This window comes from Paenibacillus sp. sgz302115 (genome assembly GCF_056120445.1).
Map to the genome: position 1 here is coordinate 29468 of NZ_JBVYOK010000028.1, position 24111 is coordinate 53578.

22 protein-coding genes are annotated in these 24111 nt (G+C 52.2%); all 22 read left to right on the forward strand.

What is annotated here, in order from left to right:
• Positions 1-10: 10 nt before the first annotated feature.
• The 22 genes from spoVT (at position 11) to cysK (ending at position 24020) form a co-directional block, all read left to right on the forward strand.
• Positions 11-553: a stage V sporulation protein T gene (gene spoVT / locus AC0LWN_RS29280; RefSeq protein ID WP_474671608.1), complete on the forward strand. Its 543-nt coding sequence runs from the start codon at positions 11-13 to the stop codon at positions 551-553.
• A gap of 348 nt (positions 554-901) precedes the next feature.
• Positions 902-2575 carry a putative polysaccharide biosynthesis protein gene (locus AC0LWN_RS29285; protein ID WP_474671610.1) on the forward strand — a complete coding sequence of 558 codons (1674 nt, stop codon included), beginning with the start codon at positions 902-904 and terminating at the stop codon, positions 2573-2575.
• A 332-nt stretch (positions 2576-2907) separates the two neighbouring features.
• Positions 2908-4407, forward strand: coding sequence for a bifunctional methyltransferase/pyrophosphohydrolase YabN (gene yabN, locus AC0LWN_RS29290; RefSeq protein WP_474671612.1), 1500 nt, complete (start codon positions 2908-2910; stop codon positions 4405-4407).
• Positions 4408-4780: 373 nt separating this feature from the next.
• The gene (locus tag AC0LWN_RS29295; protein ID WP_458967627.1) at positions 4781-5053 is read left to right on the forward strand and encodes an HU family DNA-binding protein; all 273 of its coding nucleotides are present in this window, start codon (positions 4781-4783) and stop codon (positions 5051-5053) included.
• Entirely contained in the window at positions 5053-5331 is a 279-nt protein-coding gene (locus tag AC0LWN_RS29300; protein ID WP_019914474.1) for an RNA-binding S4 domain-containing protein, read from the forward strand. Before AC0LWN_RS29295 ends, AC0LWN_RS29300 begins: the two co-directional genes overlap by 1 nt.
• A 244-nt stretch (positions 5332-5575) precedes the next feature.
• Positions 5576-5863, forward strand: a complete 288-nt coding sequence (gene yabP, locus AC0LWN_RS29305; protein ID WP_474671614.1) for a sporulation protein YabP — start codon at positions 5576-5578, stop codon at positions 5861-5863.
• Positions 5860-6423, forward strand: a complete 564-nt coding sequence (gene yabQ, locus AC0LWN_RS29310; protein WP_474671616.1) for a spore cortex biosynthesis protein YabQ — start codon at positions 5860-5862, stop codon at positions 6421-6423. The genes yabP and yabQ overlap by 4 nt, the downstream gene beginning before the upstream one ends.
• Positions 6424-6443: 20 nt before the next feature.
• Positions 6444-6779, forward strand: a complete 336-nt coding sequence (locus AC0LWN_RS29315; protein WP_458967624.1) for an FtsB family cell division protein — start codon at positions 6444-6446, stop codon at positions 6777-6779.
• A 124-nt stretch (positions 6780-6903) separates the two neighbouring features.
• Positions 6904-7404: a S1 domain-containing RNA-binding protein gene (locus tag AC0LWN_RS29320; RefSeq protein WP_458967623.1), complete on the forward strand. Its 501-nt coding sequence runs from the start codon at positions 6904-6906 to the stop codon at positions 7402-7404.
• A gap of 345 nt (positions 7405-7749) precedes the next feature.
• A complete protein-coding gene (gene spoIIE / locus AC0LWN_RS29325) occupies positions 7750-10257 on the forward strand; it encodes a stage II sporulation protein E (RefSeq protein WP_474671618.1) in 2508 nt (835 codons plus the stop codon).
• 393 nt (positions 10258-10650) lie between these two features.
• On the forward strand, positions 10651-11397 hold the full coding sequence (locus AC0LWN_RS29330) for a vWA domain-containing protein (protein WP_458967621.1): 747 nt from the start codon (positions 10651-10653) through the stop codon (positions 11395-11397).
• Positions 11387-12325: a serine/threonine protein kinase gene (locus AC0LWN_RS29335; RefSeq protein WP_474671620.1), complete on the forward strand. Its 939-nt coding sequence runs from the start codon at positions 11387-11389 to the stop codon at positions 12323-12325. Before AC0LWN_RS29330 ends, AC0LWN_RS29335 begins: the two co-directional genes overlap by 11 nt.
• A gap of 74 nt (positions 12326-12399) precedes the next feature.
• Entirely contained in the window at positions 12400-13842 is a 1443-nt protein-coding gene (gene tilS, locus AC0LWN_RS29340) for a tRNA lysidine(34) synthetase TilS (RefSeq protein WP_474671622.1), read from the forward strand.
• 45 nt (positions 13843-13887) lie between these two features.
• Positions 13888-14427: a hypoxanthine phosphoribosyltransferase gene (hpt, locus tag AC0LWN_RS29345; RefSeq protein WP_474671624.1), complete on the forward strand. Its 540-nt coding sequence runs from the start codon at positions 13888-13890 to the stop codon at positions 14425-14427.
• A gap of 110 nt (positions 14428-14537) precedes the next feature.
• Positions 14538-16592: an ATP-dependent zinc metalloprotease FtsH gene (ftsH, locus tag AC0LWN_RS29350; RefSeq protein ID WP_474671626.1), complete on the forward strand. Its 2055-nt coding sequence runs from the start codon at positions 14538-14540 to the stop codon at positions 16590-16592.
• Between the two features lie 214 nt (positions 16593-16806).
• The gene (gene nadA, locus AC0LWN_RS29355; protein WP_474671628.1) at positions 16807-17745 is read left to right on the forward strand and encodes a quinolinate synthase NadA; all 939 of its coding nucleotides are present in this window, start codon (positions 16807-16809) and stop codon (positions 17743-17745) included.
• Between the two features lie 39 nt (positions 17746-17784).
• A complete protein-coding gene (gene nadB / locus AC0LWN_RS29360; RefSeq protein ID WP_474671630.1) occupies positions 17785-19401 on the forward strand; it encodes an L-aspartate oxidase in 1617 nt (538 codons plus the stop codon).
• Positions 19391-20266 (forward strand): carboxylating nicotinate-nucleotide diphosphorylase, encoded by an 876-nt coding sequence (gene nadC / locus AC0LWN_RS29365; protein ID WP_474671650.1) that lies wholly within the window; start codon positions 19391-19393, stop codon positions 20264-20266. Before nadB ends, nadC begins: the two co-directional genes overlap by 11 nt.
• Positions 20263-21030 carry a type III pantothenate kinase gene (locus AC0LWN_RS29370; RefSeq protein WP_474671632.1) on the forward strand — a complete coding sequence of 256 codons (768 nt, stop codon included), beginning with the start codon at positions 20263-20265 and terminating at the stop codon, positions 21028-21030. Before nadC ends, AC0LWN_RS29370 begins: the two co-directional genes overlap by 4 nt.
• A gap of 46 nt (positions 21031-21076) precedes the next feature.
• Complete coding sequence (hslO, locus tag AC0LWN_RS29375) at positions 21077-21961, forward strand: Hsp33 family molecular chaperone HslO (protein WP_474671634.1); 885 nt, start codon at positions 21077-21079, stop codon at positions 21959-21961.
• 9 nt (positions 21962-21970) lie between these two features.
• Entirely contained in the window at positions 21971-22915 is a 945-nt protein-coding gene (locus AC0LWN_RS29380) for a peptidylprolyl isomerase (protein WP_474671636.1), read from the forward strand.
• A 166-nt stretch (positions 22916-23081) separates the two neighbouring features.
• Positions 23082-24020: a cysteine synthase A gene (gene cysK, locus AC0LWN_RS29385; protein WP_458967612.1), complete on the forward strand. Its 939-nt coding sequence runs from the start codon at positions 23082-23084 to the stop codon at positions 24018-24020.
• The last annotated feature ends 91 nt before the right edge of the window (positions 24021-24111 follow it).

The window sequence follows — 24111 nt, forward strand, 5'->3', positions numbered from 1 at the left end:
AACATGTGAAATGAAAGCTACTGGAATTGTACGCCGTATTGATGACCTCGGACGAGTTGTTATCCCTAAAGAGATCAGACGCACTCTACGTATTCGTGAAGGTGACCCACTGGAAATTTTCGTCGACCGCGACGGTGAAGTCATACTGAAAAAGTATTCTCCAATTGGCGAGCTGGGCGATTTCGCCAAGGAGTACGCGGAGTCGCTTTTTGAAGGAACAGGCCATATTACGATGATCACCGACCGGGACAGCTTTATCGCTCTTGCCGGCGGCTCCAAAAAGGATTATCTGGACAAGCAGGTGGGTGCGCTGCTCGAGAAGGTAATGGAGGGCCGGAAAACGGTTCTTGAAACCAATGGAGGAAGCTATGATATCGGCAAGGATCACCCGGAGACGGTATCCTCTTATGTGGCCGCACCGATTATTTCCGGTGGGGACCCTATCGGCTGCGTAGTGCTTGTGAATAAGGATGATTCGGTAAAAATGGCTCAAATGGAAGTGAAGATGGCCGAGACGGCCGCCGCTTTCCTGGGCAAGCAAATGGAGCAATAACCGCTTTGGCACTATGGACCCCGCTTTCCTTTTGGTATGATATACAAAGGGAACGGCGGGGTTTTGCCGTTCTGGGACAGGGAATCTCGTGAGCGGTTCACCCTGTTATCGGGTAACTGAGGTGGATTTTTTCCACTTCAATTATCGTGCTTCAACAACGGTAATTCTGCTGTTATTTGTGATCGCGCCACCCTGTTTCGCGGTTTTCCTTGTTCCCCTGTTTTTAGTTCATTTAGTGAGTGTTCACCCTGTCTCAGCGGCGAAACGTTTCTACTTGCACGTCCATATGCGTTATAATATAGAAATTCATCCAATCATAGCAGTTATGGCTGTAGAAGCAGGTATATTATGAAATCCAATCCTCAAGGCTCCAAGCTGCTGCAAGGCGCATTCATCCTTAGCGCTGCCGCTATCCTTTCCAAGCTGATCGGCACCTTGCAGAAGATTCCGCTGCAAAATTTGGGCGGCGATGCTGTATTTGGCATCTATAATACCGTCTATCCGCTGTATACGATGCTGGTGACGGTGGCCATGCTGGGACTCCCCGCCGCGGTTTCGAAATTCGTGGCCGAGGCTTCTGCGGGAAGGGCTGAGCATGAAGGACGGCGAATCCTGCTGCTGTCGGCTGTTCTTACAGCGATTAGCGGTATCGTTATCGGATTTGCCGTTTATGCCGGGGCACCGGTTATTGCGGTCTGGGTAGGCAATTCACATGTCACACCTGCACTGCGCAGCAGTGCGTGGGGGCTTGCGGTTGTTCCGCTTATGGCTGCGCTACGCGGTTATTTTCAAGGGCTGCATAATATGGTGCCTACTGCCGTGTCGCAGGTGGTCGAACAGACAGTACGTGTAGCGGTCATGATCGCACTGCTGCTGTATTTGACCTCTATCGGCACGGATGCTGCAGGTATCGCAGCCGGTGCGCTGCTTGGCTCCGCAGGAGGCGGGGCGGCAGGCCTGCTCATTATGCTGCTGTACTTGCGGCGGCACCGCCGAAGAGGGGCGCAGCCTGAGCTGGCTGCTGCGGCAGAGACGGCTGGGCCTTCGGCCTGGTCCAGTGCTGCTGCTGGAGCCGCAGGCAGGAAGGCTGCAGGAATCCGTACCCGGCAGTTGCTCGCTTACGGGCTGCCGGTGATGCTCGGGGCGCTGGCCGTGCCGCTGGTCGGGCTGGTGGATGTGTTCACGGTACCCCGCCTGTTGTCCACCGGCGGAAGTGAAGCTTCAGCGATGGCGCAGTTCGGGATCTACAACCGCGGCCTGCCGCTGGTGCAGATCGTTACGATGCTGGCCACATCGCTGTCCGTTGTGTTCATCCCGGCCTTGGCCGAAGCCAAGTATCGGGGGGATCTGGCCCTGATCCAGACCCGCTGCAGCTTGTCGCTGCGCTGGTTCTGGCTGCTTGGCCTGGCCGCTGCCGTAGGCCTGGCTGTGCTTGTAGAGCCGATCAACGTGGCACTCTACGGCGACACTGCCGGCAGCACCGCGATGACCTGGCTGGCCTTCACTGCCGCCGGCAGTACGGTCAGCATCATCTCGGCCGCGCTGCTGCAGGGCCTCGGCACCGTGCGCGCGCCGGCGCTGCACCTCCTGGCCGCCGCGCTGCTCAAGGCGGCCCTCAACCTGCTGCTCGTGCCGCAGCAGGGCATTACCGGCGCGGCCATCGCCAGCGTGGCCGCGCATGGGCTTGCAGCAGCGCTGAACGTGCTGCTGCTGCACCGCCAGGGCCATCTGCGGCTTCGCCTCGCAGATGCCCTGGTACGGCCCGCGCTGCTGCTCGCGGGCCTGGGCCTGGCCGCTGCTGCGGTGAGCAGCGGCATCGGCGGCGCGGCAGCCGCCGCAGGGCTTGGCGGCAGCCGCACCGCGGCGCTGGCGCAGAGCCTGCTCGGCGTGCTCGCAGGCTGCGCCGTCTTTGCCATCGGCGCAATAGCGCTGCGGCTGCTCAGCGAGAGCGAGCTGCGCCAGCTTCCCGGCTTCGGCCCGCGGCTGGCGGACAAGCTAAAGAAGCTGCGCCTTTTCCCATAAGGCGCAGCCGCACTAGCCTTGCTTTTTACGCTATTAGTCAGTTTACGCTATAAGTCAGTTTAAGCTATTGGTCAGTTGCGCTATTAGTCAGTTATGCTATTAGTCAGTTATGCTATTGGTCAGTTTACGCCATCGTGCAGTTACGCCATCGTGCAGTTACGCCATTGTGCAGTTACGCCATTAGCCAGTTACGCTGTAAGGCAATTACGCTATCAGGCAGCTAAGCCATTAGCTTCAACGCCATTTAGCCATTACACTGGCCCCGATATAACATGTTTTTATCAGCATTTACATAAGAGCGGCCATCAGCCGCCTGAAAGGAGTGGAAAGGCATGAGCGGAACATTAACGGTAGTCGGGCTCGGCTCCGGTAATCCGGACCGGCTGACACTGGGGATTATCAAGAAATTGAAGGCGGCATCCGCTGTCTACGTGCGGACCGCAGAGCATCCCGTCATGGCGGCTCTGGCGGAGCTTGGGATTGCTTCGCAATCCTTTGACGGGCTATACGAATCACTGTCCTCCTTTCCTGAGGTATATGAGGCGATTACGGTGAAATTGATCGAAGAGGCGGTTTCGGCACCGCAGGGGACGGAAATTGTCTACGCGGTTCCAGGGCATCCAATGGTTGCAGAATCGGCGGTCTCTTTGCTGCGCCAGCGCTGCCCGGAAGCGGGAATTGAGCTGAACATTCTCGGCGGTGAGAGCTTCCTAGACGAGGCGTTTGTACGCCTCGGGTTTGACCCCATTGAGGGCTTTCAGCTCCTGGACGCGTCCGGCATCCGCAGCTCCCAGCTCCAGCCGGAGCTGCATACGCTGATCGGCCAGGTATACGACAGCTTCACCGCGTCGGAAACGAAGCTCAGCCTGATGGAGCTGTACCCGCCGGAATATGAGGTTATTGTAGGCCATGCCCTTGGAGTGGAGGGCGAAGAACGTATTGACCGCGTGCCCCTGTATGAGCTGGACCGTCTGGAAGGCTACGGCAATCTGTCGCTTGTGTATGTTCCGGCGAACCGTTCGGAGGCGGCGCGGCGGCGCACCTTTGCCCGTCTGCATGAGATTGTTGATACGCTCCGCAGCCCGAAAGGCTGCCCTTGGGACCGGGAACAGACGCATGATTCTCTGCGCAAAAATCTGATCGAGGAAACCTATGAGGTGCTGGAGACGATTGACGAGGATGACCCGGACCACATGAAGGAAGAGCTTGGTGATCTGCTGCTGCAGATTATGCTGCACTCTCAAATGGAGGAAGAAGTCGGGACCTTTAATGTGTATGATGTGATTGAAGGGCTGAACGACAAGCTGATCTTCCGCCATCCGCATGTGTTCGGCGATCAGGCTGCCGGAAATGCCGAGGAGGCGCTGCAGAACTGGGAAGGCATGAAGGCGGAGGAGAAGCGGCGCAAAGGCGTGAAGCCCGAAGCGGAGTCCGCACTGAGCGGTGTTCCCCGTGATCTGCCGGCGCTGATGAAGGCGTACAAGCTGCAGAAGAAGGCCTCCAAGGTAGGCTTCGATTGGGACAATGTAAACGATGTTATGGCCAAAATCCGCGAGGAAGTGGATGAGCTACAGGAAGCCATTCAGAATGGTGATTCAGCAGAAGAGCAAATGCTGGAGCTGGGTGATCTGCTGTTTGCCGCAACCAACGCCGCCCGCTTCATCGGGGCCGACCCGGAAGAAGCGCTGACCCGCACCAACCGCAAATTCGTCGCACGGTTCCAGTATATCGAGCAGCGTCTCCTGAGCCAGGGAACAAATGTGAAGGACAGCACACTGGCTGAGATGGAAGAGCTCTGGCAGGAAGCCAAAACAGAGGAGCGAAAGCTCTAGGAGTGATTCCTTCAGCAGACAGCCATGCCGCTACGTTCGGACATCGCTATAGATTCACCACAAAGGCCGAGCAGAGGAGCTGCTGCTTTTGCATTGCTGCGGTCATCCGGTATATGTAGCCGAAGAAGCGGCAATGCTGTGAATGCGGCGCAAATCTTTGATTTGGAGTGCAAAGCTCAGTTGATAGTGTTATAGTGCTATATGCCCGTGTTTATCCGCCGGCGGTGTTTTTTTTGAAAAATCAGCAGAGCATGGCAGGAATTCAGGGCGGCATCAAGAATATCATAAAGACGAAATGACGAATTGCGGCACATTATGGCAGCAGCCTCGCGTTTCATTTTATTTTTTTGTATCCTAGGAGGAACTTTAAACTATGAACAAGACAGATTTGGTAAACAACATTTCCGAAAAAAGCGGATTGGCAAAAAAAGACGTAGAAGCCGTAATTAACGGTGTTCTGAGCGAAATTACCGATGCTCTTGCACAAGGCGACAAGGTGCAGCTGATCGGCTTCGGCACTTTTGAAACCCGCAAACGTTCCGGCCGCACCGGCCGCAACCCGCAAACGGGCACAACGATTGAAATTCCTGAGTCGACTGTACCTGCCTTCAAGGCTGGTAACAAGCTCAAAGAAGCCGTCAACTAATGCGTCTCGACAAATTCCTGAAGGTATCCCGTTTGATTAAGCGCCGCACAGTGGCCAAGGATGTGTCCGAACAGGGCCGGGTTCTGATCAACGGGCGGGAATCCAAGCCGAGCAGCACAGTGAAGATCGGCGACGAAATTACAGTGCAATTCGGCCAGAAGCTTGTAACGGTCAAAGTGGAAAAGCTGGTGGAAACGACCCGCAAGGACGAAGCCGCCGGCATGTATACACTGCTCCGGGAAGAGCCTGTTGCCAAAAGCAGCGGCCTCGACTGGTAAGCGGGCCAACAAGATTAACCAAGAAAGCGCAACTTTACACTTCGTAGAGTTTGCGCTTTTTTTAAATGATAAGAATTTATTTGTTTCACCCTATAAATTATCCTTATATTTCTCGCTGTAACGGATACCGTCCTTATAAGGACGGCGTAGCCGTTTCCACTTGATACCGAGTTTATTGCGCTGCCTCTGTTCTACAACCTCTCCTTCCGCCATAGATTAGAATCAAGAAGGAGGGGTACATGCTATGAGCGAGCCAGCAAAGGTTAATAACAAGCAGCATGATCTGCACATGCGCAGCCGCAAGCAACTGGAGCTTACCGGCGTGCAAAATGTGGAGAGCTTTGACAGCGAGGAGTTTCTGCTTCGTACGGAACTTGGTCATCTCACCATTCGCGGGAATCATTTACATATCAAAAATTTAAGTCTGGAGAACGGCATATTGTCTCTGGAGGGCAATGTGCATTCCCTGATTTATCTTGATCCCGGAGCGCAGGGCAAAAATAAAGGATTACTCGGCAAGCTGTTTAAATGAATCCCACAGTTCAGTGGATGACCCTGCTCTATATGATGCTGGCTGGCACAGCGATGGGACTGGCCTATGACAGCTACCGGGTGCTGTCGCTGAAATTAAGCTTTCCCAAATGGCTGAATGCGCTGCTGGATCTGCTGTATTGGCTATGGGCGGCGCTGCTTGTCTTTCGCATGCTGTATGCCGGAAATCAGGGACAATTGAGGTTTTATGTCTTTGTAGGGTTGTTTCTAGGCGTATGGATCTATTTTTTAATCTTCAGTGTTACGGTGCGGCGTTTTGTGGTAATGTTAATTCAGTCGGTTCAGTATACGTGCAGACTGCTATGGAGAATGGTTGAGGTATTAATAGGTGTACCGCTTCGCTGGCTGTGGCGCCTCATCAGAGGAACGCTGCTGCTGCTTGGCCGTATCCTGTTATTTATTCTAAAGCTGCTGCTGCGGATAACGAAGCCAATCTGGTTCTTTCCTGTAAAATGGATCACTCCATATGCTTTGCGGCTCTATCACAGCACCTGGATCACGAGATTCACTGCATGGATTAACACCAAGAGGAAACACTGACCTAGAACGGGGGTACACGCATGAACAGATTCTCTGCGGAAGAGAAGGGAAATAACCATAAAGCTTCGGCCGCAGGCGCGAAGAGAAGAAGATTCATATGGATACTCGTCGTCGCGGTGTTTTTTGGCTGGGCCGGTTATATTTTCTTTGCCCAGAGCGCAGTGATTGCGGAGAAGAGTGAACAGCTCGCCAAGAAGAAGGAGAGCAGTGAGACGGTAAATACTTCCCTGGGCCAGCTTAAATATGAAGTATCACGCCTGAAAGATGATGAGTATGTCGGCCAATTGGCGCGTAAATGGTACAATATGTATCCTGAGGGCGAACTGCCTATCCGTACAGAGCAATCAGGGAAATAAAGCGGGCCAAAAGAGGCTTTAGCTGTGTTGCCTTGGTTTGTTCTTTACTGTATAATCAAATCACCGCAGACAGGATGGACTTTATATTCGTCTGTATATTTTTAAGGGAGGATCATTTTATTCTATGGCAATTGAAGTGGGCACCAAGTTAGAGGGCAAGGTGACAGGCATCACGCATTTCGGAGCATTTGTGGATCTGTCAGGAGGTGTCACAGGTCTCGTTCACATCTCGGAAATCGCCGATAATTACGTCAAGGATGTTAACGATCATTTGAAGATTGCGGATGTAGTAACCGTTAAGGTGATCAATGTTGACAAGGATGGCAAGATCGGACTTTCCATTAAGCAGGCCGTAGATAAGCCTGCATCAGAAGTACGTCCCCCAAGAGCTCCAAGACCTGAACGTCCAAGCGGTGGAGACCGTTTCGGCGGCGGTGGCGGAAGTGCTGGCGGCGGCGGTGGTTACAATCGTGAACGGGGAGGGCGTCCATTCAAGCCTGCAGCCGGTAAACCTTCATTCGAGGATAAAATGTCACGCTTCCTGAAAGACAGCGAAGAACGGATGTCTTCGATCAAGAAGAACACAGAAGGTAAGCGCGGAGGCCGCGGAGCCAAGCGCGTATAATTCAATACTTGCATATCACAATAACCGCCGGGGGCGTAATGCCCTTTGCGGTTTTTTTGTCGGTGTGAGAAAAGTTGCCGACAGCATCCTTGCCATTCTCACATAACTCCAGAGCAATCGCTGGCGAATGTCTGCGGCAGCAGAGGGCAGTGAAGTCCGCAGAGGCTTTGCCGGAGGCCGTTAACCGATTGTCCCGCAAGGGATTAGCAGGCTTCATCACCGAATGTCGGGACAGGCTATTTTGTCGGAAATTTTTTACAGTTTGCTCTCTGTTTCTGACAAACTTTCTAAAGACCCCCGCTATATAATGAGAACCATAAATTCTTAAACGGGTGGTGCAGAGAAATGAGTAAAAGCAATGTGGTGAACCTGCCGGAGTGGACAAGAGCCGGAAGCAATGACAAGGATCGGAAGGATTCCTGGGGTACGCGGTTCAAGAATTGGAGTCTGAAGCAGCCCGTAGTTCAACTGATCATCGTCAAGAAATGGATGCTTCTGCTGAGTCTTATGGGTTTTCTGCTGGGCCGTGCAATGATATTGGACGAGCTGTCCCCCTTTGCTGCAGCTTATTTTGCCGTAATCGTATTTATGCGCAGAGACTCTATGCTGCCTGTGGCCGCGTCCCTTATTCTCGGAAGCCTTTTCACCCCATTCCCGGGGGCTATAGTGGTTGCCGCAGAGCTGATCATCTTTTTCCTGATACACAAAGGGCTGGAGAGTTTTCAAAAAGTAGAGCTTTCCTATGCGCCGCTAATGGTGTTCGTGTCAGCTTTTATGGTGGGCTTGTTCCGGGTCGTGATTGGTCCATCCATTGCCTGGTACCCGCTGATGATGGCTACGCTTGATGCAATGCTCGGATTCGTGCTGACGCTTGTATTTTTGCAGGCGCTTCCGTTATTTACTTTTAAGCAAAAAAGCAGGGCGCTGCGCAATGAAGAGGTGCTGTGCCTGATCATTCTGCTTGCATCTGTGATGACCGGTCTTGTGGGCTGGAATGTAAATGGTCTGTCCCTGGAGCACATTTTATCCCGGTACCTGATCTTACTGTTCGCCCTGGCTGGGGGTGCTCCGCTTGGTGCTGCCGTTGGGGTAGTCACTGGGCTCATCCTCAGTCTGGCGGATATAGGAGCAATCTATCAGATGAGTCTCCTCGCCTTCTCGGGGATGCTGGCGGGCATGATGCAATCCGGGCGCAAAGGCGCGGTGTCCATCGGGATGCTGCTGGGGTCAACCATTCTTTCCGTCTATTTCTTGGGCCCGGGTGATGTGATGGCCTCGACCTGGGAGACCTGCGTTGCAGTAATGTTGTTTCTTCTAACACCAGCGGGGATTATATCTGCCATTGCCAAATATGTTCCCGGTACTCCCGATCATAGCCGGTCTCAGCATGAATATGCCAGAAGGGTACGGGATATTACCGCTGATCGCGTAACCCAGTTTTCGCAGGTATTTCAGCAGCTCTCAAGCAGCTTCGGACAAATTCCCCGCGCCGGTGAAGTCGGGAAAAGTGACCGTGAGATGGAAGATTTCATGAACACCGTCACCGAAGGTGCCTGCTCGGGCTGCATCCGGCGGAACCATTGCTGGGACACCAAATTTTATCAGACCTATAGATATATGACTGATATGATGACGACCGTCGAGGAATGCCCGGATATCACCGCCGCCCAGCTTCCGCCGGAATGGAACCGGATATGCGGCAAGACGTCCGAGGTGCTTGAGGTTATGAAGGGCCAATATGATCTTTACCAGCATGATATGCGCTGGAAGAGACAAATATACGACAGCCGCCAATTTGTGGCTGAGCAGCTGTCGGGGGTCTCGCAGGTCATGGAGGACCTGGCGAAAGAAATTAAACGGGAAGGTCAAGCGATGTACCGCCAGGAGAGCCAGATCCGCGAGGCGCTGGAGAAGCTGGGGCTGTCCATTCACAGCATTGAGATTCTGAGTCTTGATCCAGGGCGGGTAGAGATTGAAGTGGTGCATGCCTACACCCGTGGTTTTGATGAATGCCGCAAAATGATCGCCCCGCTGCTATCCGACATTCTGGAAGAGAATATCGCTGTGGTCAGTGAAACGGCGGTGCATCCCCGCGAGGGGCTGTCGATGGTCACCTTTGGTTCGGCCAAGGCCTACGAGGTTAATACCGGTGTGGCGGGAGCGGCCAAAGGGGGCGATATTCTCTCAGGGGACAGCTTCAGCACTGTGGAGCTGGGCAACGGGACCTTTGCTGTCTCCATCAGTGACGGAATGGGCAATGGGGAGCGGGCCCGCATGGAGAGCAGCGCCGCCCTGTCTATGCTGGAGAAGCTGCTGCAATCCGGTATGGATGAGAAGCTGGCGGTGAAATCAGTCAATTCCATCCTGCTGCTGCGCTCTCCCGACGAATTCTATGCGACCGTGGATATGGCGCTGATCGACCAGTATTCGGCACAGACCACCTTTATGAAAATCGCCTCAGCCCCAAGCTTCATCCGGCGGGGCAGCGAGGTGATTCCGGTAACCGCCAGCAATTTGCCTATTGGAATCATTAAAGATATCGAGGTCGATCTTGTCAGCATGCAGCTTCGCCCCGGCGATATTCTCATTATGATGACCGATGGTATTTATGATGCGCCGGGATATGCCGTTAATAAAGAAATATGGATGAAACGTCTAATACAAGAGCTTGAAGGGGACGACCCCCAGGATTTGGCCGACAGCCTGCTGGAGAAGGTTATCCGTTATCAGGGTAATGAAATTCATGATGATATGACCATCGTGGTCACCCGCCTGGATCACTACCACCCTGAATGGTCCAGCCTGCACATGCCCGGTATCGGCCGGATGGAGCGCCCCCGTACCGTCAGCTAATCTATCATCAATTAACGCTGCTTTTTGCAGCTTTGGCTGCGTGTGTGCAGTTTATCTGCCTCGCAAAGCAGATTATTGCTCTTCGGCTCCCTCCCGTTTCATAGGCCGCTGGCTCGGCGGTGTGCTTCTGAGATTGTTGTAATAATAGTGGATTAATGGAACGGAGAGAAATTTTGGAACTGTAGAAGCGTCAGCGTTCGCCTTTGTCCCCGGATTTGCACCTTATAATCAATTCAATAAATCCGGGGACAACAGCGATCGGAAGTCCAAACATTTCTCGGAGTTCCTCTCATTCACTAAGTTTTTTTAAATCTCAGATTCCCCGCAAAGCGGCGTTTGAAATCTCTCTACCTTGGATATGCTAGAAACATATACAAGAAAGGGAGTGCGGATATGAAGCAAATTTTGCTCATTACGGACGGTTGTTCGAACGTGGGGGAAAGCCCGGTGATGGCGGCGGCGCATGCCCGGCAGGAAGGCATCACCGTCAATGTGGTAGGTGTGGTCGATTACGGAACCATCGGTGAGCTCGGCAGCCGGGAGATCGCAGATATTGCCAAAGCCGGAGGCGGACTCAGCCGAATCGTCGGAACGCCGCAGTTGTCACAGACAATACAGATGATGACCCGCAAGACTGTGGTTCAGACCATTCAGCAGGCGGTTAATAAAGAGGTACAAAAAATTCTCGGCGAAGGCTCGCTGGAGGAGCTGCCTCCGCTGCAGCGTTCGCAGGTGGTAACAGTAGTGGATGAGCTGACCGAGACCTCGCCGCTGCGCATCGCACTCTTAATTGACGCCAGTGCGAGCATGAAGCCTAAACTGGGTGCGGTAGAGGATGCGATCCGTGATCTGGCCCTTAGTCTGGAGGCCCGTGAAGGCCGGAGTGAAATCGCCGTTTTCCATTTTCCCGGACGCTCCAGCAGTGAAGAGGCTATGCTCGATATGGACTGGACACAGAATGTGTCGCAGGTCCGCTCGCTTTTCTCCAGACTTAAGATGAGGGGAGCCACCCCAACGGGGCCGGCCATTTTCAAGGTGCTTGAACATTACCGTTATGATACACTGGATGAACATCGTGAGCGCCTGTCAGGTGATGATCACGATGAAAAAGAAGGGATGATTGGTGGGTATGTCGTCTAATCCGCCCTATCCTGCCGGCACTGTAATCAGCGGCAAATGGCGGGGAAACCGTTATGTCGTTGAACGCATGCTGGGAAGAGGAGCGAACGGAACCGTATATCTCGTCCAGCGGGAAGGCAGACGGGAGCGCTATGCCCTCAAGATCGGCAACGATTCACTTGAGCTTCAATCGGAAATCAATGTGCTCACCTCTCTGCAGTCCTACCGGAAGCGAAGCGAGCACCGTGCCCGCCGCGAGACGGCCCTGTCCTCTTATCTGCTGGAGTCGGATGATTATAAAGACGGGAACAACATACCGTTTTATGTAATGCGTTATGTGGACGGCAGACAACTGCATCATTTTTTGGCCAAAAACGGTCCCTCCTGGCTGGGCCTCGTTGGTCTGAAGCTGCTGGAGGAGCTGCGGAATCTGCATGAGTGCGGTTTTGTGTTTGGGGACCTCAAGCCGGAGAACGTGATGGTATCCAATTACGGCGGGGTGGAGCTGATTGATTACGGGGGCGCAAGTCCCATCGGGCGGAGCGTGAAGCAATTTACCGAATGGCATGACCGGGGATTCTGGAATGCCGGCAGCCGCATGGGCGATGAGAATTACGATCTCTTTGCTTTTGCCGTGCTGTGTCTCCGGCTGCTGGATGAAGATGGCTTGAAGGCGGCTGCAACACAATTGCCGCAGACGAGAAGCGGGGATGAATTGATTAAGCTGGCCAGAAAATTGCCGGATAAGAAGCTGTCCTCATGGATATGCCTGGCGCTTAAGGGCGGATTCCCCGGAACGGCTGCGGCTGCGGAGGCCTGGAAGAATCATATCTACAACTCTAGGAAGATGGGCAAAGAGCCGGTAGCGACACCCGGCTGGCTGAAAGGTGCTTTTGCGCTGTCCTTATTCCTGCTGCTTTTTACCATTTACTATGTATTCCGTTTTTGAAATCATACATATTACTGGGGGGCTGACCATACCGGTTCAGCTCTTGTCAGCGATCAGGCAAGAAAGGGAGCCATATGGAGCAAATGAATGAACTGGTGGAATCCGTACTGGAGTCTGCAGCCGAGCATGAGCTGTGGTCGCCCCATGACACCATTGTAGTCGCAGTTTCCGGAGGGCCGGACTCTGTGGCTCTTTTGCGTATTCTGCATGAAATATCCTTGACACGGATGCCGCTGACTTTGATTTGCGCTCATGTGAATCATGGCTTCAGAGCCGAGTCCAGAGAAGAGGCGGATAGCGTTCGCGTAATGGCCGGGGAGCTGGGGCTGCCGTTTGAGCTGGCGGAGTTTGATATTCCGTCCATTGTCAAAGCGAGCGGTCTTGGTCCGGAAGGTGCGGCGCGGGAGAAGCGCTATCAGTTTCTAATTGATACAGCACACCGGTACGGAGCCCGTTCTGTCGCGCTGGCGCATCATGCCGATGATCAGGCCGAAACCGTACTTATGCGCCTGCTACGCGGCAGCGGCCCATCGGGACTTGGCGGAATGCGGTGGAAACGTACTGAAAGAAATGTGGAACTCATCCGTCCTTTTCTGCGTATTAACAAAACATCTCTTGTCAGCCTATGCCGTCATGAGGGCTTTCCCTACGCCGAGGATGCCAGCAATTTGCTGACGGAGTATAGGCGAAATGCGGTAAGGCTGGAACTGCTGCCTGCCCTGGAAGGGTATAACCCCAAAGTACGGCAATCGCTTCTGCAGTTGGCCGAAATTGCCCAGGCCGAAGATGAATTTATGGAGGCGGAAGCGGTAAAATGCTTTAGTGAGCTGGTTTTGGGCGAACCTGGAAAATACACCTTCAAAAGAGCGGCATTTGCGGCCATACCCTCCGCTTTACAACGGCGTTTGATTAAACTAATATTAAATTATCTGTCGGCAGACACAGCTGTTTTGGATTTTTCCAAGATTGAAGCCGTGCGCCGGGGAACGCTGCAGGAACACCCCACTGTATGGAGTCTGGATTTGGGTGGAGGGCTGATCTGCATGCGGCAATACGATACAATTGTGTTCTCGTCCAAGCCTCAGCAGCAGCAACTAAATTATACATATCGGCTATCTTTGCCTCATCCCCGTGTAGAGCTTAAGGAGATAGGAAAAGTAATGACGATGTCGGTGCTGGAGAGAGAAAGTTTTTTTGCACAGGGGGAGGACTTAGGGAAAATGTTGGCGTGGTTTGACAGCAGCGAGCTGGTCCTGCCGCTCACCATTCGTTCCCGATTGCCTGGAGATACCATAAAGGTTATGGGATTAAACGGAAGCAAAAAGGTAAAAGATATTTACATTGATGATAAAATACCTTCTTCCGAACGCTCTGTGATTCCCCTCGTTTGTGATGGTTTGGGCAATATCGTCTGGATTCCGGGCGTAAGGCGCTCGATGCATGCCGCAGTAGGGCGGCACACGGCCTCGGTTCTTCTCTTGACTCTGGAGGATGCGGAGAAGGGCGAAGAAGCGTAATGGTCGAAGTAAGTCTTTCATAGTATAACTTAGGAGGTTCGCAAGTTGCAGAACGATATTCAGGAAATCTTGATCAGCGAAGAAGAAATTCAACAGAGAATCAGGGAGCTCGGCGCCCAGCTGAGTGCGGAATATGCAGGACGCACGCCTTTAGTGATTTGTGTGCTGAAAGGTGCGTTTATCTTTATGGCGGATTTGGTTAAATCCATTACAGTTCCCGTAGAGATGGATTTTATGGCTGTATCCAGCTATGGAGCATCCACCAAATCCTCAGGCGTTGTCAAAATCATCAAGGATTTGGATGCATCGGTCGAAGGCCGCGATGTTCTGATTGTTGAGGACATTATCGACAGCGGTCTCACACTCAGCTATTTGATTGAACTGCTGCAGGGCCGAAGTGCTGCATCGGTTACTGTAGTTACCCTGTTCGACAAACCGGCAGGACGCACCGTTAATCTGGAAGCCGCTTATACCGGCTTTGTGATTCCAGACGAATTCGTAGTGGGTTATGGACTCGATTATGCGGAAAAGTATCGGAACCTCCCTTACGTCGGTGTACTAAAGCCTGAAATTTATTCCAAATAAGCTAATTGACAGCCTTAGATCCACGGATCCGATTCCCAAGACCCTAACAATTTGAGGAGTCTGGGCAGGCTATGGTACAATAACTTGAGCGTTGTGAGAGGAGGTAGGGGATGAATCGGTTCATCCGGAATTCTGGTTTTTATTTGATTTTATTTTTAGTCGTGGTGGGCATTGTCCAGTTTGTCAGCAATGGAAATGAATCCGCCGATTTCCCTAGATACGATGAGTTAAGACAGGAGATCAAGAATGACAATGTGAAGAGCATGACGATTCAGTTCGAAGGCAATGCATTTGCCGTTACAGGCGAATACAGACAACAGCCTGCTGATGCTAAATCGAAAAACTTCTCCACTTTCGTTCCTCCTACAGATGCAGCACTCAATGAACTTATTGGTGCCAGCGATAAAAACGGCGTAGAGTTGACGCAGAAGAAAATGGAAGGTGACAGCATTTGGCTGACATTCCTGTCTTCCATCATCCCGCTGGTAATCATGTTCATCCTGTTCTTCTTCCTGTTCAATCAGGCACAGGGTGGCGGCGGCAAGGTTATGAATTTCGGCAAGAGCAAGGCCCGGTTATATAATGAAGAGAAGAAGAAGATCAGCTTCGAGGATGTTGCAGGAGCCGATGAAGAGAAGCAGGAGCTTGTCGAAGTCGTAGAATTCCTGAAAGATCCGCGCAAGTTCGCCGCAGTAGGCGCCCGCATTCCTAAAGGCGTACTCCTTGTGGGCCCTCCAGGGACAGGTAAAACCTTGCTGGCCCGTGCGGTAGCCGGTGAAGCCGGCGTTCCGTTCTTCAGTATTTCCGGTTCCGACTTCGTGGAAATGTTCGTCGGTGTCGGTGCATCCCGTGTACGCGATTTGTTCGAGAATGCTAAGAAGAACGCTCCTTGTATCATCTTTATAGATGAAATTGATGCTGTCGGACGCCAGCGCGGTGCCGGTCTTGGCGGCGGACATGATGAACGCGAACAAACGCTGAACCAATTGCTCGTCGAAATGGACGGCTTTGGCGGCAACGAAGGCATCATTATTGTCGCGGCTACCAACCGCGCAGACATACTTGACCCGGCATTGCTTCGTCCGGGACGTTTTGACCGTCAGATTACGGTTGACCGCCCTGACGTAAAAGGCCGTGAAGCTGTACTGAAGGTTCACTCCCGCAACAAGCCGCTGACGAAGGACGTTAGACTTGACGTCATCGCCAAACGCACTACCGGCTTTACCGGTGCGGACCTGGAGAACCTGCTCAACGAGGCGGCACTGCTTGCAGCACGCCGCAACCGTAAAGACATCTCCATGATTGAAGTAGATGAGGCCATTGACCGTGTAATCGTAGGTACCGAGAAACGCAGCCGCGTCATCAGCGATCGGGAGAAACGCATCGTAGCTTACCACGAAGCAGGTCATACCATTGTCGGCTATTTCCTGGAACATGCCGATATGGTTCACAAGGTTACCATTATCCCGCGCGGCCGCGCAGGCGGATACGTGATTATGCTTCCGAAGGAAGACCGGATGCTTGTAACCAAGCAGGAATTGCTTGATAAAGTGACTGGACTCCTCGGCGGACGTGTTGCCGAAGAAATGTTCATCGGCGAAGTCGGCACAGGCGCATACAGTGACTTCCAGCAGGCTACGCGTATCGTGCGCAGCATGATTATGGAATATGGTATGAGTGATAAGCTGGGACCTATGCAGTTCGGTACATCCCAAGGGCAGGTATTCCTGGGCCGCGATATCGGTCATGAGCAGAACTACAGTGACTCCATTGCTTATGAAATTGATCAGGAAATGCAACGCTTTATTCGTGAATGCTATGAGCGATGCAAAGAGCTGCTGACCAAGTACTCCAAAGAAATGCACCTGATTGCGAACACATTGCTTGAGAAGGAAACGCTGGAGCTGGATCAGATCAAAGAATTGATCGAGCAAGGCTACCTGACCGAGGATGGCAAACCGGAGGAAGCTGCAGGAGTTACTCATGAAGAGGGCGAACCTGTAATTGATTCTATCGGTGATGTGCGTGTCCGCATTCAAGGCAAAGCTGAAGATACGTCAACCACACTCGGCGACCTGTCCAAGGATATTCCGAATAACACGGATTCCGAGGGTGGAAATGATTCGAACGATGGCAATAAAGATGGCGGCGGGAGCCTAGTCTAAACTGTCATTGACTTGAAAAGTGTTCATGAAATCCGGAGAGCCTTAGGGTTCTCCGGATTTTTCTGCTTTTTCAGCGGTCTTGAGACAGCTCTCCGCCTGACAGGTTACATTGACAGTGGGTGGAACGTTGTGTACATTAGTGATTAAATATTAAATAAACTTGATATGAATGTGCCGGCTTACAGCCGTGAAGACATAAGGGGGAGAACAGACCGTGGAAGCTCTGGCGCTTGAGCGCAAGCAGGAACAGAATCGTGAACTTCGTGTGCGCCTCGAACAGCTTAAGAAAGAACGGAACGCAATCATTTTGGCTCATTACTATCAGCGTGATGAAATTCAAGAAGTGGCAGATTTCCGGGGAGACTCTTTTTTATTGGCACAAAAGGCAGCAGAGACCGATGCCGATGTGATTGTGTTCTGCGGGGTTCACTTTATGGGAGAAAGCGCTAAGATTCTGGCGCCTAACAAGACTGTGCTTATTCCAGATGAGCGCGCCGGCTGCCCGATGGCCGACATGGTGAACGTGGATGGGTTGCGCAAGCTGAAAGCTCAGCATCCTAATGCCAAAGTAGTGACCTACATCAACTCCTCGGCTGAAATCAAAGCAGAGACAGATATATGCTGTACCTCTGCCAATGCGGTGAGAGTGATTGAATCGCTGGATGCTGAAGAGATTATCTGGGTACCGGACAAAAACCTGGGCCAATACGTTCAGGATAAGACCGGCAAGAAGCTGATTATCTGGGAAGGGTACTGCAACACTCACGATATGCTCACCGTCAAAGATGTGATAGAGATGAAAGCGAAATATCCCGAGGCTGAATTTGTAGTCCATCCGGAATGCCGTCCCGAAGTGGTGGCTATGGGCGACTACGTTGGCAGCACCACCTCAATTATTGATTATTGCAAGAAGTCCGACCGCAAGCAGTTTATTGTCGGAACAGAGGATGGAACGGGGTACCAGCTCCGCAAGGACAGTCCGGATAAAGAGTTCCATTTTGCCACCAAATTTCTTGTTTGCCCTAATATGAAAGTAAATAATCTCAAAAAACTGGTCAAATGCCTGGAGACGATGAAGCCGCAGATTTATGTACCGCCTGCTGTCGCCGACAAAGCCAGAACATCCCTAGAGCGCATGTTACAAGTCCGGTAGCATGCGCTACTCTTTCGTTGAAACAGGTGAAAAGCGGTCATGATTCCACAATATTTGGTTGATTTCGACCTAAGCGAGCTTCCTGCAGTAAAGACGGATTGTATTGTTATCGGTTCAGGCATTGCCGGGCTGTTCACGGCGATTAAAGCCAGCGAGGACCGGAAGGTTATTGTAATTACCAAAAAATCGCTGATGGATAGCAACACCCGCTACGCTCAAGGCGGAATTGCTGCTGTGTTTGCCGAGGATGATTCTCCTGCCTTCCATCGTCAGGATACACTCATGGCTGGAGCGGGCCTCAACTCTTCCGCAGCCGTGGATGTGCTTGTGAATGAAGGTCCCGAAGGGGTACGGGAACTGATCCGTTTGGGAACGCTGTTTGATAAAGAAAACGGTGTGATCGCCTTGACTCAGGAAGGTGCGCACAGCCACCGCCGTATTCTGCATGCTAATGGTGATGCTACCGGTTATGAAATTGTGCGTGCACTCTCTGAGCAGGTGGCTGAGCATCATAATATAGAGGTATGGGATGATCATTTTGTGATTGATCTTATAACCGATGGGGGAGAATGTGTAGGTGCACTGGTTCAGCGGCCAGACGGTGCGCGTTTGTTCCTGCAGTCGGATGCAACTATATTGTGTTCGGGTGGAGCAGGACAATTGTACCGCTACACCACGAATCCTGAAGTGGCAACCGGAGATGGTGTAGCCATCGCTTACCGGGCCGGAGCGCATATCCGGGATATGGAATTTATTCAATTCCATCCGACAGCACTCAGCTACCCCGGAGCGCCGCGGTTTTTAATTTCCGAAGCGGTGCGCGGTGAAGGAGCAGTGCTGCGGAATATTAATGGAGAGCGTTTCATGGAACGTTATCATGAGCTGCTGGAGCTGGCGCCGCGCGATATCGTAGCACGGGCCATTGTCAGCGAGATGGAGCTGACCAAATCGACCTTTGTGTACCTCGATATTACACATGAATCATCCGAGATGGTCAGACACCGTTTTCCAACCATATATGAGACCTGCATGAGCTACGGACTGGATATTACAAGTGACTGGATTCCGGTGGCTCCGGCTGCGCATTATATGATGGGGGGCATCAAAACCGATCTTAACGGAGAGAGCAGCATCGCCCGGCTGTTCGCCTGCGGTGAGGTATCTTCCACCGGGGTGCAGGGAGCCAACCGTCTGGCCAGTAATTCATTGTCTGAGGCGGTTGTATTTGGACAGCGGATTATTGACCGTATCCGCCAGTTGCCGCCGCTTGAACGCGACGACATTTCGGCAGGCAGCCATGAAGGCCGGGTGGAATCACCGACCCAGGCGATTGTGGAACGGCGCCTCAAGCTGCAAAAAGTAATGGTGCGTTATGTCGGCCTGCGGCGGAATGAAGAGATGCTGGTCAAGGGACTTGAAGAATTAAGACGTCAACTGCCGATTTTTCATTCGGCTCTGACCAAACGAGAGGAATACGAGTTCGCCAATATGCTGACCTGCTGTCTGCTGATTACTGAATCGGCCTTGAAGCGCGAGGAAAGCCGGGGTGCGCATTACCGTGAGGATTATCCGCAGCGGGATGATGCCAAGTGGCAGAAGCATCTGCTCCAGATTCGCGAACTGGGAATAGTGGAGGAATTAAGTGATGATGTTTAATGGCTATAATGAAGAATTAGTACAAATGATCAAGGGCTGGCTGCATGAGGATGTCGGCTCCGGAGATATCACAACCCGTACAACGATTCCTGCCGGACACGAGTCCAAAGGGATTATCCATGCCAAGGAGGATGGCATCATCTGTGGCATTCCTGTGGCCGAGCTGGTATTTGAAGTGGTAGATCCTTCGCTTGTATTCACTGCTCTGGTCCAAGAAGGCCAGGCAGTATCCAAGGGAACAGTTATTGCAGAGGTTGAAGGCAGCACACATGCGATTCTGACCGGGGAAAGACTGGCACTTAATTTGATGCAGCGTTTATCCGGGGTGGCCTCACGCACAGCTTCATTTATTCAGAAGTTGGACGGGCTGCCTACCCGTTTGGTGGATACGCGCAAGACGACGCCCGGCCACCGTATGCTGGAGAAATATGCCGTCCGCATCGGCGGCGGGGCCAACCACCGTTTCGGCTTATACGATGCGGTAATGATTAAGGACAATCATATCAAGGGAGCCGGCGGCATCCGTCAGGCTGTAGGACGGGCCCGGGCCAATATTCCACATACGATGACTATCGAAGTGGAGACGGAAAGCCTGGAACAGGTTGAAGAAGCCTTGGCGGCAGGCGCGGACATTATCATGCTCGATAATATGTCTCCTGAGCTGATGACAGAAGCGGTGAGAAGAATCAAAACTAAAGCACCGCATATCAAGACCGAGGCCTCTGGCAACGTATCACTTGAAACCGTGCGGGGGATTGCCGAGTCCGGCGTCGATGTGATTTCAGTAGGACGGCTCACCTATTCCTTCTCAAGTCTGGACATCAGCCTGGATCTGAATGCCAAGAAGGAGGGCCCGCGTCCATGATGCTAGCAGTCGATATCGGCAATACCAATATCGTTCTCGGCGTATACCGGGGGCGTGAGCTGCTGCATCATTTCCGGCTCAGCACTAACCGTCAATCGACGGCGGATGAATATGGTGTGCTTATTCATAATTTATTCCATATGTCGAATGTATCGGTCAAGGATGTGGAAGGAGTTATTATTTCCTCGGTCGTTCCTCCGCTGGTGCAGGTCATTGTGGAAATGTGTATCAAATATATTGGCAAGGAGCCGCTGCTTGTCGGTCCCGGCATTAAGACCGGGCTTAATCTGCGGTATGAGAACCCCCGCGAGGTTGGTGCGGACCGAATCGTGAATGCGGTTGCTGCCATTGAGCAATATAAATGTCCGTTGGTCGTCGTTGATTTCGGGACAGCTACAACCTTTGACTGTATTGATGCCGGCGCCAATTATCTTGGCGGGGCGATTGTACCGGGACTTGGCATTTCCACAGAAGCTTTGTATCAACGGGCATCCAAGCTGCCGCGGATCGAACTGGAGAAGCCCAAAAAAGTGATCGGGCGCAATACGGTGCATGCCATGCAGGCAGGAATTATTTTTGGCTATGCAGGTCAGGTAGAGGGAATTGTCAGACGCATTAAGCAGGAGATGAACGCACCGGTACTTAAGGTTATTGCTACCGGGGGACTGGCTCAGCTTATTGCCGGCGAAACGGAATGTATAGACGAAGTGAATCCAATGCTTACGCTGGAAGGCCTGCGTATTATTTACGACCGCAACAAATAAAAATATAGAAGCCCAAGGGCAAGCGATAGGAGGGAATATGCACCCAATGGACAAAAAACAGGATCGGCTGATTCGCGGAACCGCAATGAACGGCAAGGTAAGAGCTTTTGCTGCCCGTACTACAGAGCTTGTTGACGAATTACGGCGCAGACACGATACGTATCCAACAGCTACAGCAGCGCTGGGCCGTACAGTTACTGCTGCGGCTATGATGGGCGCAATGCTCAAAGGTGAGGAAAAGCTGGCGGTAATGGTCAAAGGAAATGGACCGCTTGGTCAGATTATGGCAGAATCCAATGCTCTAGGTGAAGTTCGCGGTTATGTGCAAAATCCTCATGTCCATCTGCCCAGCAACAGTCTTGGCAAGCTGGATGTTGCCGGAGCGGTAGGAACGGAAGGGTTCATTGATATTAGCAAGGATCTGGGGATGAAGGAGCCTTACCGGGGCAGTGTGCCTATCATTTCGGGAGAACTCGGCGAGGACTTTACATATTACTTTGCAGTCTCGGAGCAGACCCCGGCCGCAGTAGGGCTTGGAGTATTGGTTGAGACTGATAATTCTGTCAGGGTTGCCGGAGGATTCATTGTACAGCTCCTGCCTGGTCTTTCCGATGACGAGATTACGGAGATTGAACGGGCAGTCGGAGCCATGCCTTCGGTTACGGCTGTACTGGATCAAGGGCTTGAGCCGGAGGAAATGCTCCGCTGGCTGCTTCCCGATGCGGTAATTTTGGACGGACTCGATATTAACTTTGTCTGTCAATGCTCCCGCGAGCGCATAGAGCAGACTCTGGTCAGCCTGGGCCAGCACGAACTGGAGCAACTGATTGAAGAAGATGAACAGGTCGAGGTCGTGTGCCATTATTGCAACGAGGCTTATGTATTCAATAAGGATGAAATGCAGGTAATCCTGGATCAAGCGAAATCGTAGGGCAATGGGATGATGACAAGACAGGAGCGCGTGCTGCGCAATGCCGTAATTCTATTGGCTGTCGCAACATTAATGCTCGGAGGATTATTGTTCTGGAGTCTGCGGGCTATGTCCATTCTCAAGGGAGAGGTCGCAGAGGGCGAGCCAAAGGATATTGCTACAGCGGGAGGCCAACCGGTAACAGACCGGCAATGGATGGATGAGCTGAAGAAAAAGCATGGTGAAGAAGTACTGCTGGGATTGCTTAATCATATTGTAGTGGACAAAGAGGCCAAGGCCTTGGGTATTACCGTGACAGATCATGAGGTTGAGCAGGAATTGAAGCGCAGCATGGCCGGCTATAGCTCAGAGCAGCAATATTATGAACAGATGCAGGCAGAGCTGGGGCTTTCCAAGGAGGAAGTGCGGGAGGAGACTCTTTATCGCCTGACCTTGCAGGCAGTGGCTACGGCCAACATCACCATCAGCGAGAATGAAATTGATGATTATTTAGCGCAGAACTCTGAACGGTTCACTCCGAAAAAAGAGATGCAGCTCTCCATAATCAAGGTTGCCTCTTACAATGAAGCCGAGAAGGTAATGGACCGGCTGGAGCAGGGAGATGATTTCGCAGAGCTGGCCAAGGAGCTGTCCATTGACGAAGAGAGCCGGCAGCATGGCGGGAATATCGGCACGGTAGAGGAAGATGATCCTTTTTGGCCGGAAGATCTGCTGAAGACAGCGGCGGGTCTGCAGCCTGGAGACATTGCGGGCCCGCTGCAGACCGGCGATGCTTACGCCGTCATTCGCCTGGGCTCAATCACTGTACCCGAGCAGCAGAATCAGGCGGAAATCCGGGAGCAGGTTCGTAACGAGCTTGCACTGGAGAAGGCCGCTCCCTTGCAGCAGGTGGAAAGCGATTTGCGCGCTAAATATGATACAGCGATATATATTGACAACAGCCTGCAAGATTGATAATATGAGATTAAATGTAAAACCTACTGATTTAGTCGGAAATAATAAACGGCGGATTCAATTCTACCGCCGTACAGCGTTATAACTTTGCACTGCGGTGTTGCACATCCTGGTATAGACTATCGTCCGCACCCATTCTATTTATCATTCCAAGGAGGTTTTTCTCATGGCTAAAGTCGTCAACAGTGTAACAGATTTGATCGGGGGCACGCCGCTCGTTCGTCTCAATCGGATAGTTCCTGAAGGTTCCGCAGACATTTACCTGAAGCTGGAATATCAAAACCCGGGCTCCAGTGTGAAAGACCGTATCGCTATCAGTATCGTGGAAGAGGCTGAGAAGGCAGGTCTGCTTAAACCGGGCGGTACCATTGTAGAAGCAACCAGCGGCAATACAGGGATTGGCTTGGCGCTTGTCGCTGCAGCTAAAGGCTATAAGGCCGTTATTGTTATGCCGGAAACCATGAGCCTTGAGCGCCGCAACCTGCTGCGTGCTTATGGTGCAGAACTGGTGCTGACCCCAGGATCGGAAGGCATGAACGGAGCGGTTAAGAAAGCTGAACAAATCTTAAGCGAGAACCCAAGCTATTTCCTCGCTGAGCAATTCAAGAACAAGGCGAACGTGAAGATCCACCGCGAAACAACTGGCCCTGAAATTGTTGAAGCTATTGAGTCCATCGGAGGGCCGCTCGATGCATTCATCGCAGGGGTAGGTACTGGCGGAACAATCACAGGAGCTGGCGAAGTACTGAAGAGTCAATATCCTGATGTGAAGATCTATGCTGTAGAACCTGCGGCATCGCCAATTCTGGCCGGCGGCAAACCGGGCCCGCACAAAATCCAAGGGATCGGTGCAAACTTTATCCCTGAGATTCTGAACCAGAATGTATATGATGAAATCATCCATGTAGAGAACGACGAAGCGTTTGAAACGGCACGCCGCGTAGCTAAGGAAGAAGGCGTTCTGTCCGGTATTTCTTCCGGTGCCGCTGTATTTGCTGCGCTCAAAGTGGCGAAGGAACTGGGAGCCGGCAAAAAAGTTGTTGTCATCATCCCAAGTAACGGCGAACGTTATTTGAGTACTCCACTGTACAATTTCGAAGTGTAATTGCTGAGATTAAACAATTCCGAAGAGCCTCCCCATCCGCTTTTACAGGGATGGCGGGGGCTCTTTTTTGCTAATAATAGCTGATTCGGGC

What these genes read in the sequence shown, in the direction of transcription:
- yabP (WP_474671614.1), top strand. Translation starts at nt 5,576, where the DNA reads ATGAGCGAGCCAGCAAAGGTTAATAACAAGCAGCATGATCTGCACATG.
- AC0LWN_RS29295 (WP_458967627.1), top strand. Translation starts at nt 4,781, where the DNA reads ATGAACAAGACAGATTTGGTAAACAACATTTCCGAAAAAAGCGGATTG.
- AC0LWN_RS29300 (WP_019914474.1), top strand. Translation starts at nt 5,053, where the DNA reads ATGCGTCTCGACAAATTCCTGAAGGTATCCCGTTTGATTAAGCGCCGC.
- ftsH (WP_474671626.1), top strand. Translation starts at nt 14,538, where the DNA reads ATGAATCGGTTCATCCGGAATTCTGGTTTTTATTTGATTTTATTTTTA.
- yabQ (WP_474671616.1), top strand. Translation starts at nt 5,860, where the DNA reads ATGAATCCCACAGTTCAGTGGATGACCCTGCTCTATATGATGCTGGCT.
- spoIIE (WP_474671618.1), top strand. Translation starts at nt 7,750, where the DNA reads ATGAGTAAAAGCAATGTGGTGAACCTGCCGGAGTGGACAAGAGCCGGA.
- AC0LWN_RS29380 (WP_474671636.1), top strand. Translation starts at nt 21,971, where the DNA reads ATGATGACAAGACAGGAGCGCGTGCTGCGCAATGCCGTAATTCTATTG.
- AC0LWN_RS29285 (WP_474671610.1), top strand. Translation starts at nt 902, where the DNA reads ATGAAATCCAATCCTCAAGGCTCCAAGCTGCTGCAAGGCGCATTCATC.
- tilS (WP_474671622.1), top strand. Translation starts at nt 12,400, where the DNA reads ATGGAGCAAATGAATGAACTGGTGGAATCCGTACTGGAGTCTGCAGCC.
- nadC (WP_474671650.1), top strand. Translation starts at nt 19,391, where the DNA reads ATGATGTTTAATGGCTATAATGAAGAATTAGTACAAATGATCAAGGGC.
- yabN (WP_474671612.1), top strand. Translation starts at nt 2,908, where the DNA reads ATGAGCGGAACATTAACGGTAGTCGGGCTCGGCTCCGGTAATCCGGAC.
- AC0LWN_RS29335 (WP_474671620.1), top strand. Translation starts at nt 11,387, where the DNA reads ATGTCGTCTAATCCGCCCTATCCTGCCGGCACTGTAATCAGCGGCAAA.
- cysK (WP_458967612.1), top strand. Translation starts at nt 23,082, where the DNA reads ATGGCTAAAGTCGTCAACAGTGTAACAGATTTGATCGGGGGCACGCCG.
- AC0LWN_RS29315 (WP_458967624.1), top strand. Translation starts at nt 6,444, where the DNA reads ATGAACAGATTCTCTGCGGAAGAGAAGGGAAATAACCATAAAGCTTCG.
- nadB (WP_474671630.1), top strand. Translation starts at nt 17,785, where the DNA reads ATGATTCCACAATATTTGGTTGATTTCGACCTAAGCGAGCTTCCTGCA.
- AC0LWN_RS29370 (WP_474671632.1), top strand. Translation starts at nt 20,263, where the DNA reads ATGATGCTAGCAGTCGATATCGGCAATACCAATATCGTTCTCGGCGTA.
- spoVT (WP_474671608.1), top strand. Translation starts at nt 11, where the DNA reads ATGAAAGCTACTGGAATTGTACGCCGTATTGATGACCTCGGACGAGTT.
- AC0LWN_RS29320 (WP_458967623.1), top strand. Translation starts at nt 6,904, where the DNA reads ATGGCAATTGAAGTGGGCACCAAGTTAGAGGGCAAGGTGACAGGCATC.
- hslO (WP_474671634.1), top strand. Translation starts at nt 21,077, where the DNA reads ATGGACAAAAAACAGGATCGGCTGATTCGCGGAACCGCAATGAACGGC.
- AC0LWN_RS29330 (WP_458967621.1), top strand. Translation starts at nt 10,651, where the DNA reads ATGAAGCAAATTTTGCTCATTACGGACGGTTGTTCGAACGTGGGGGAA.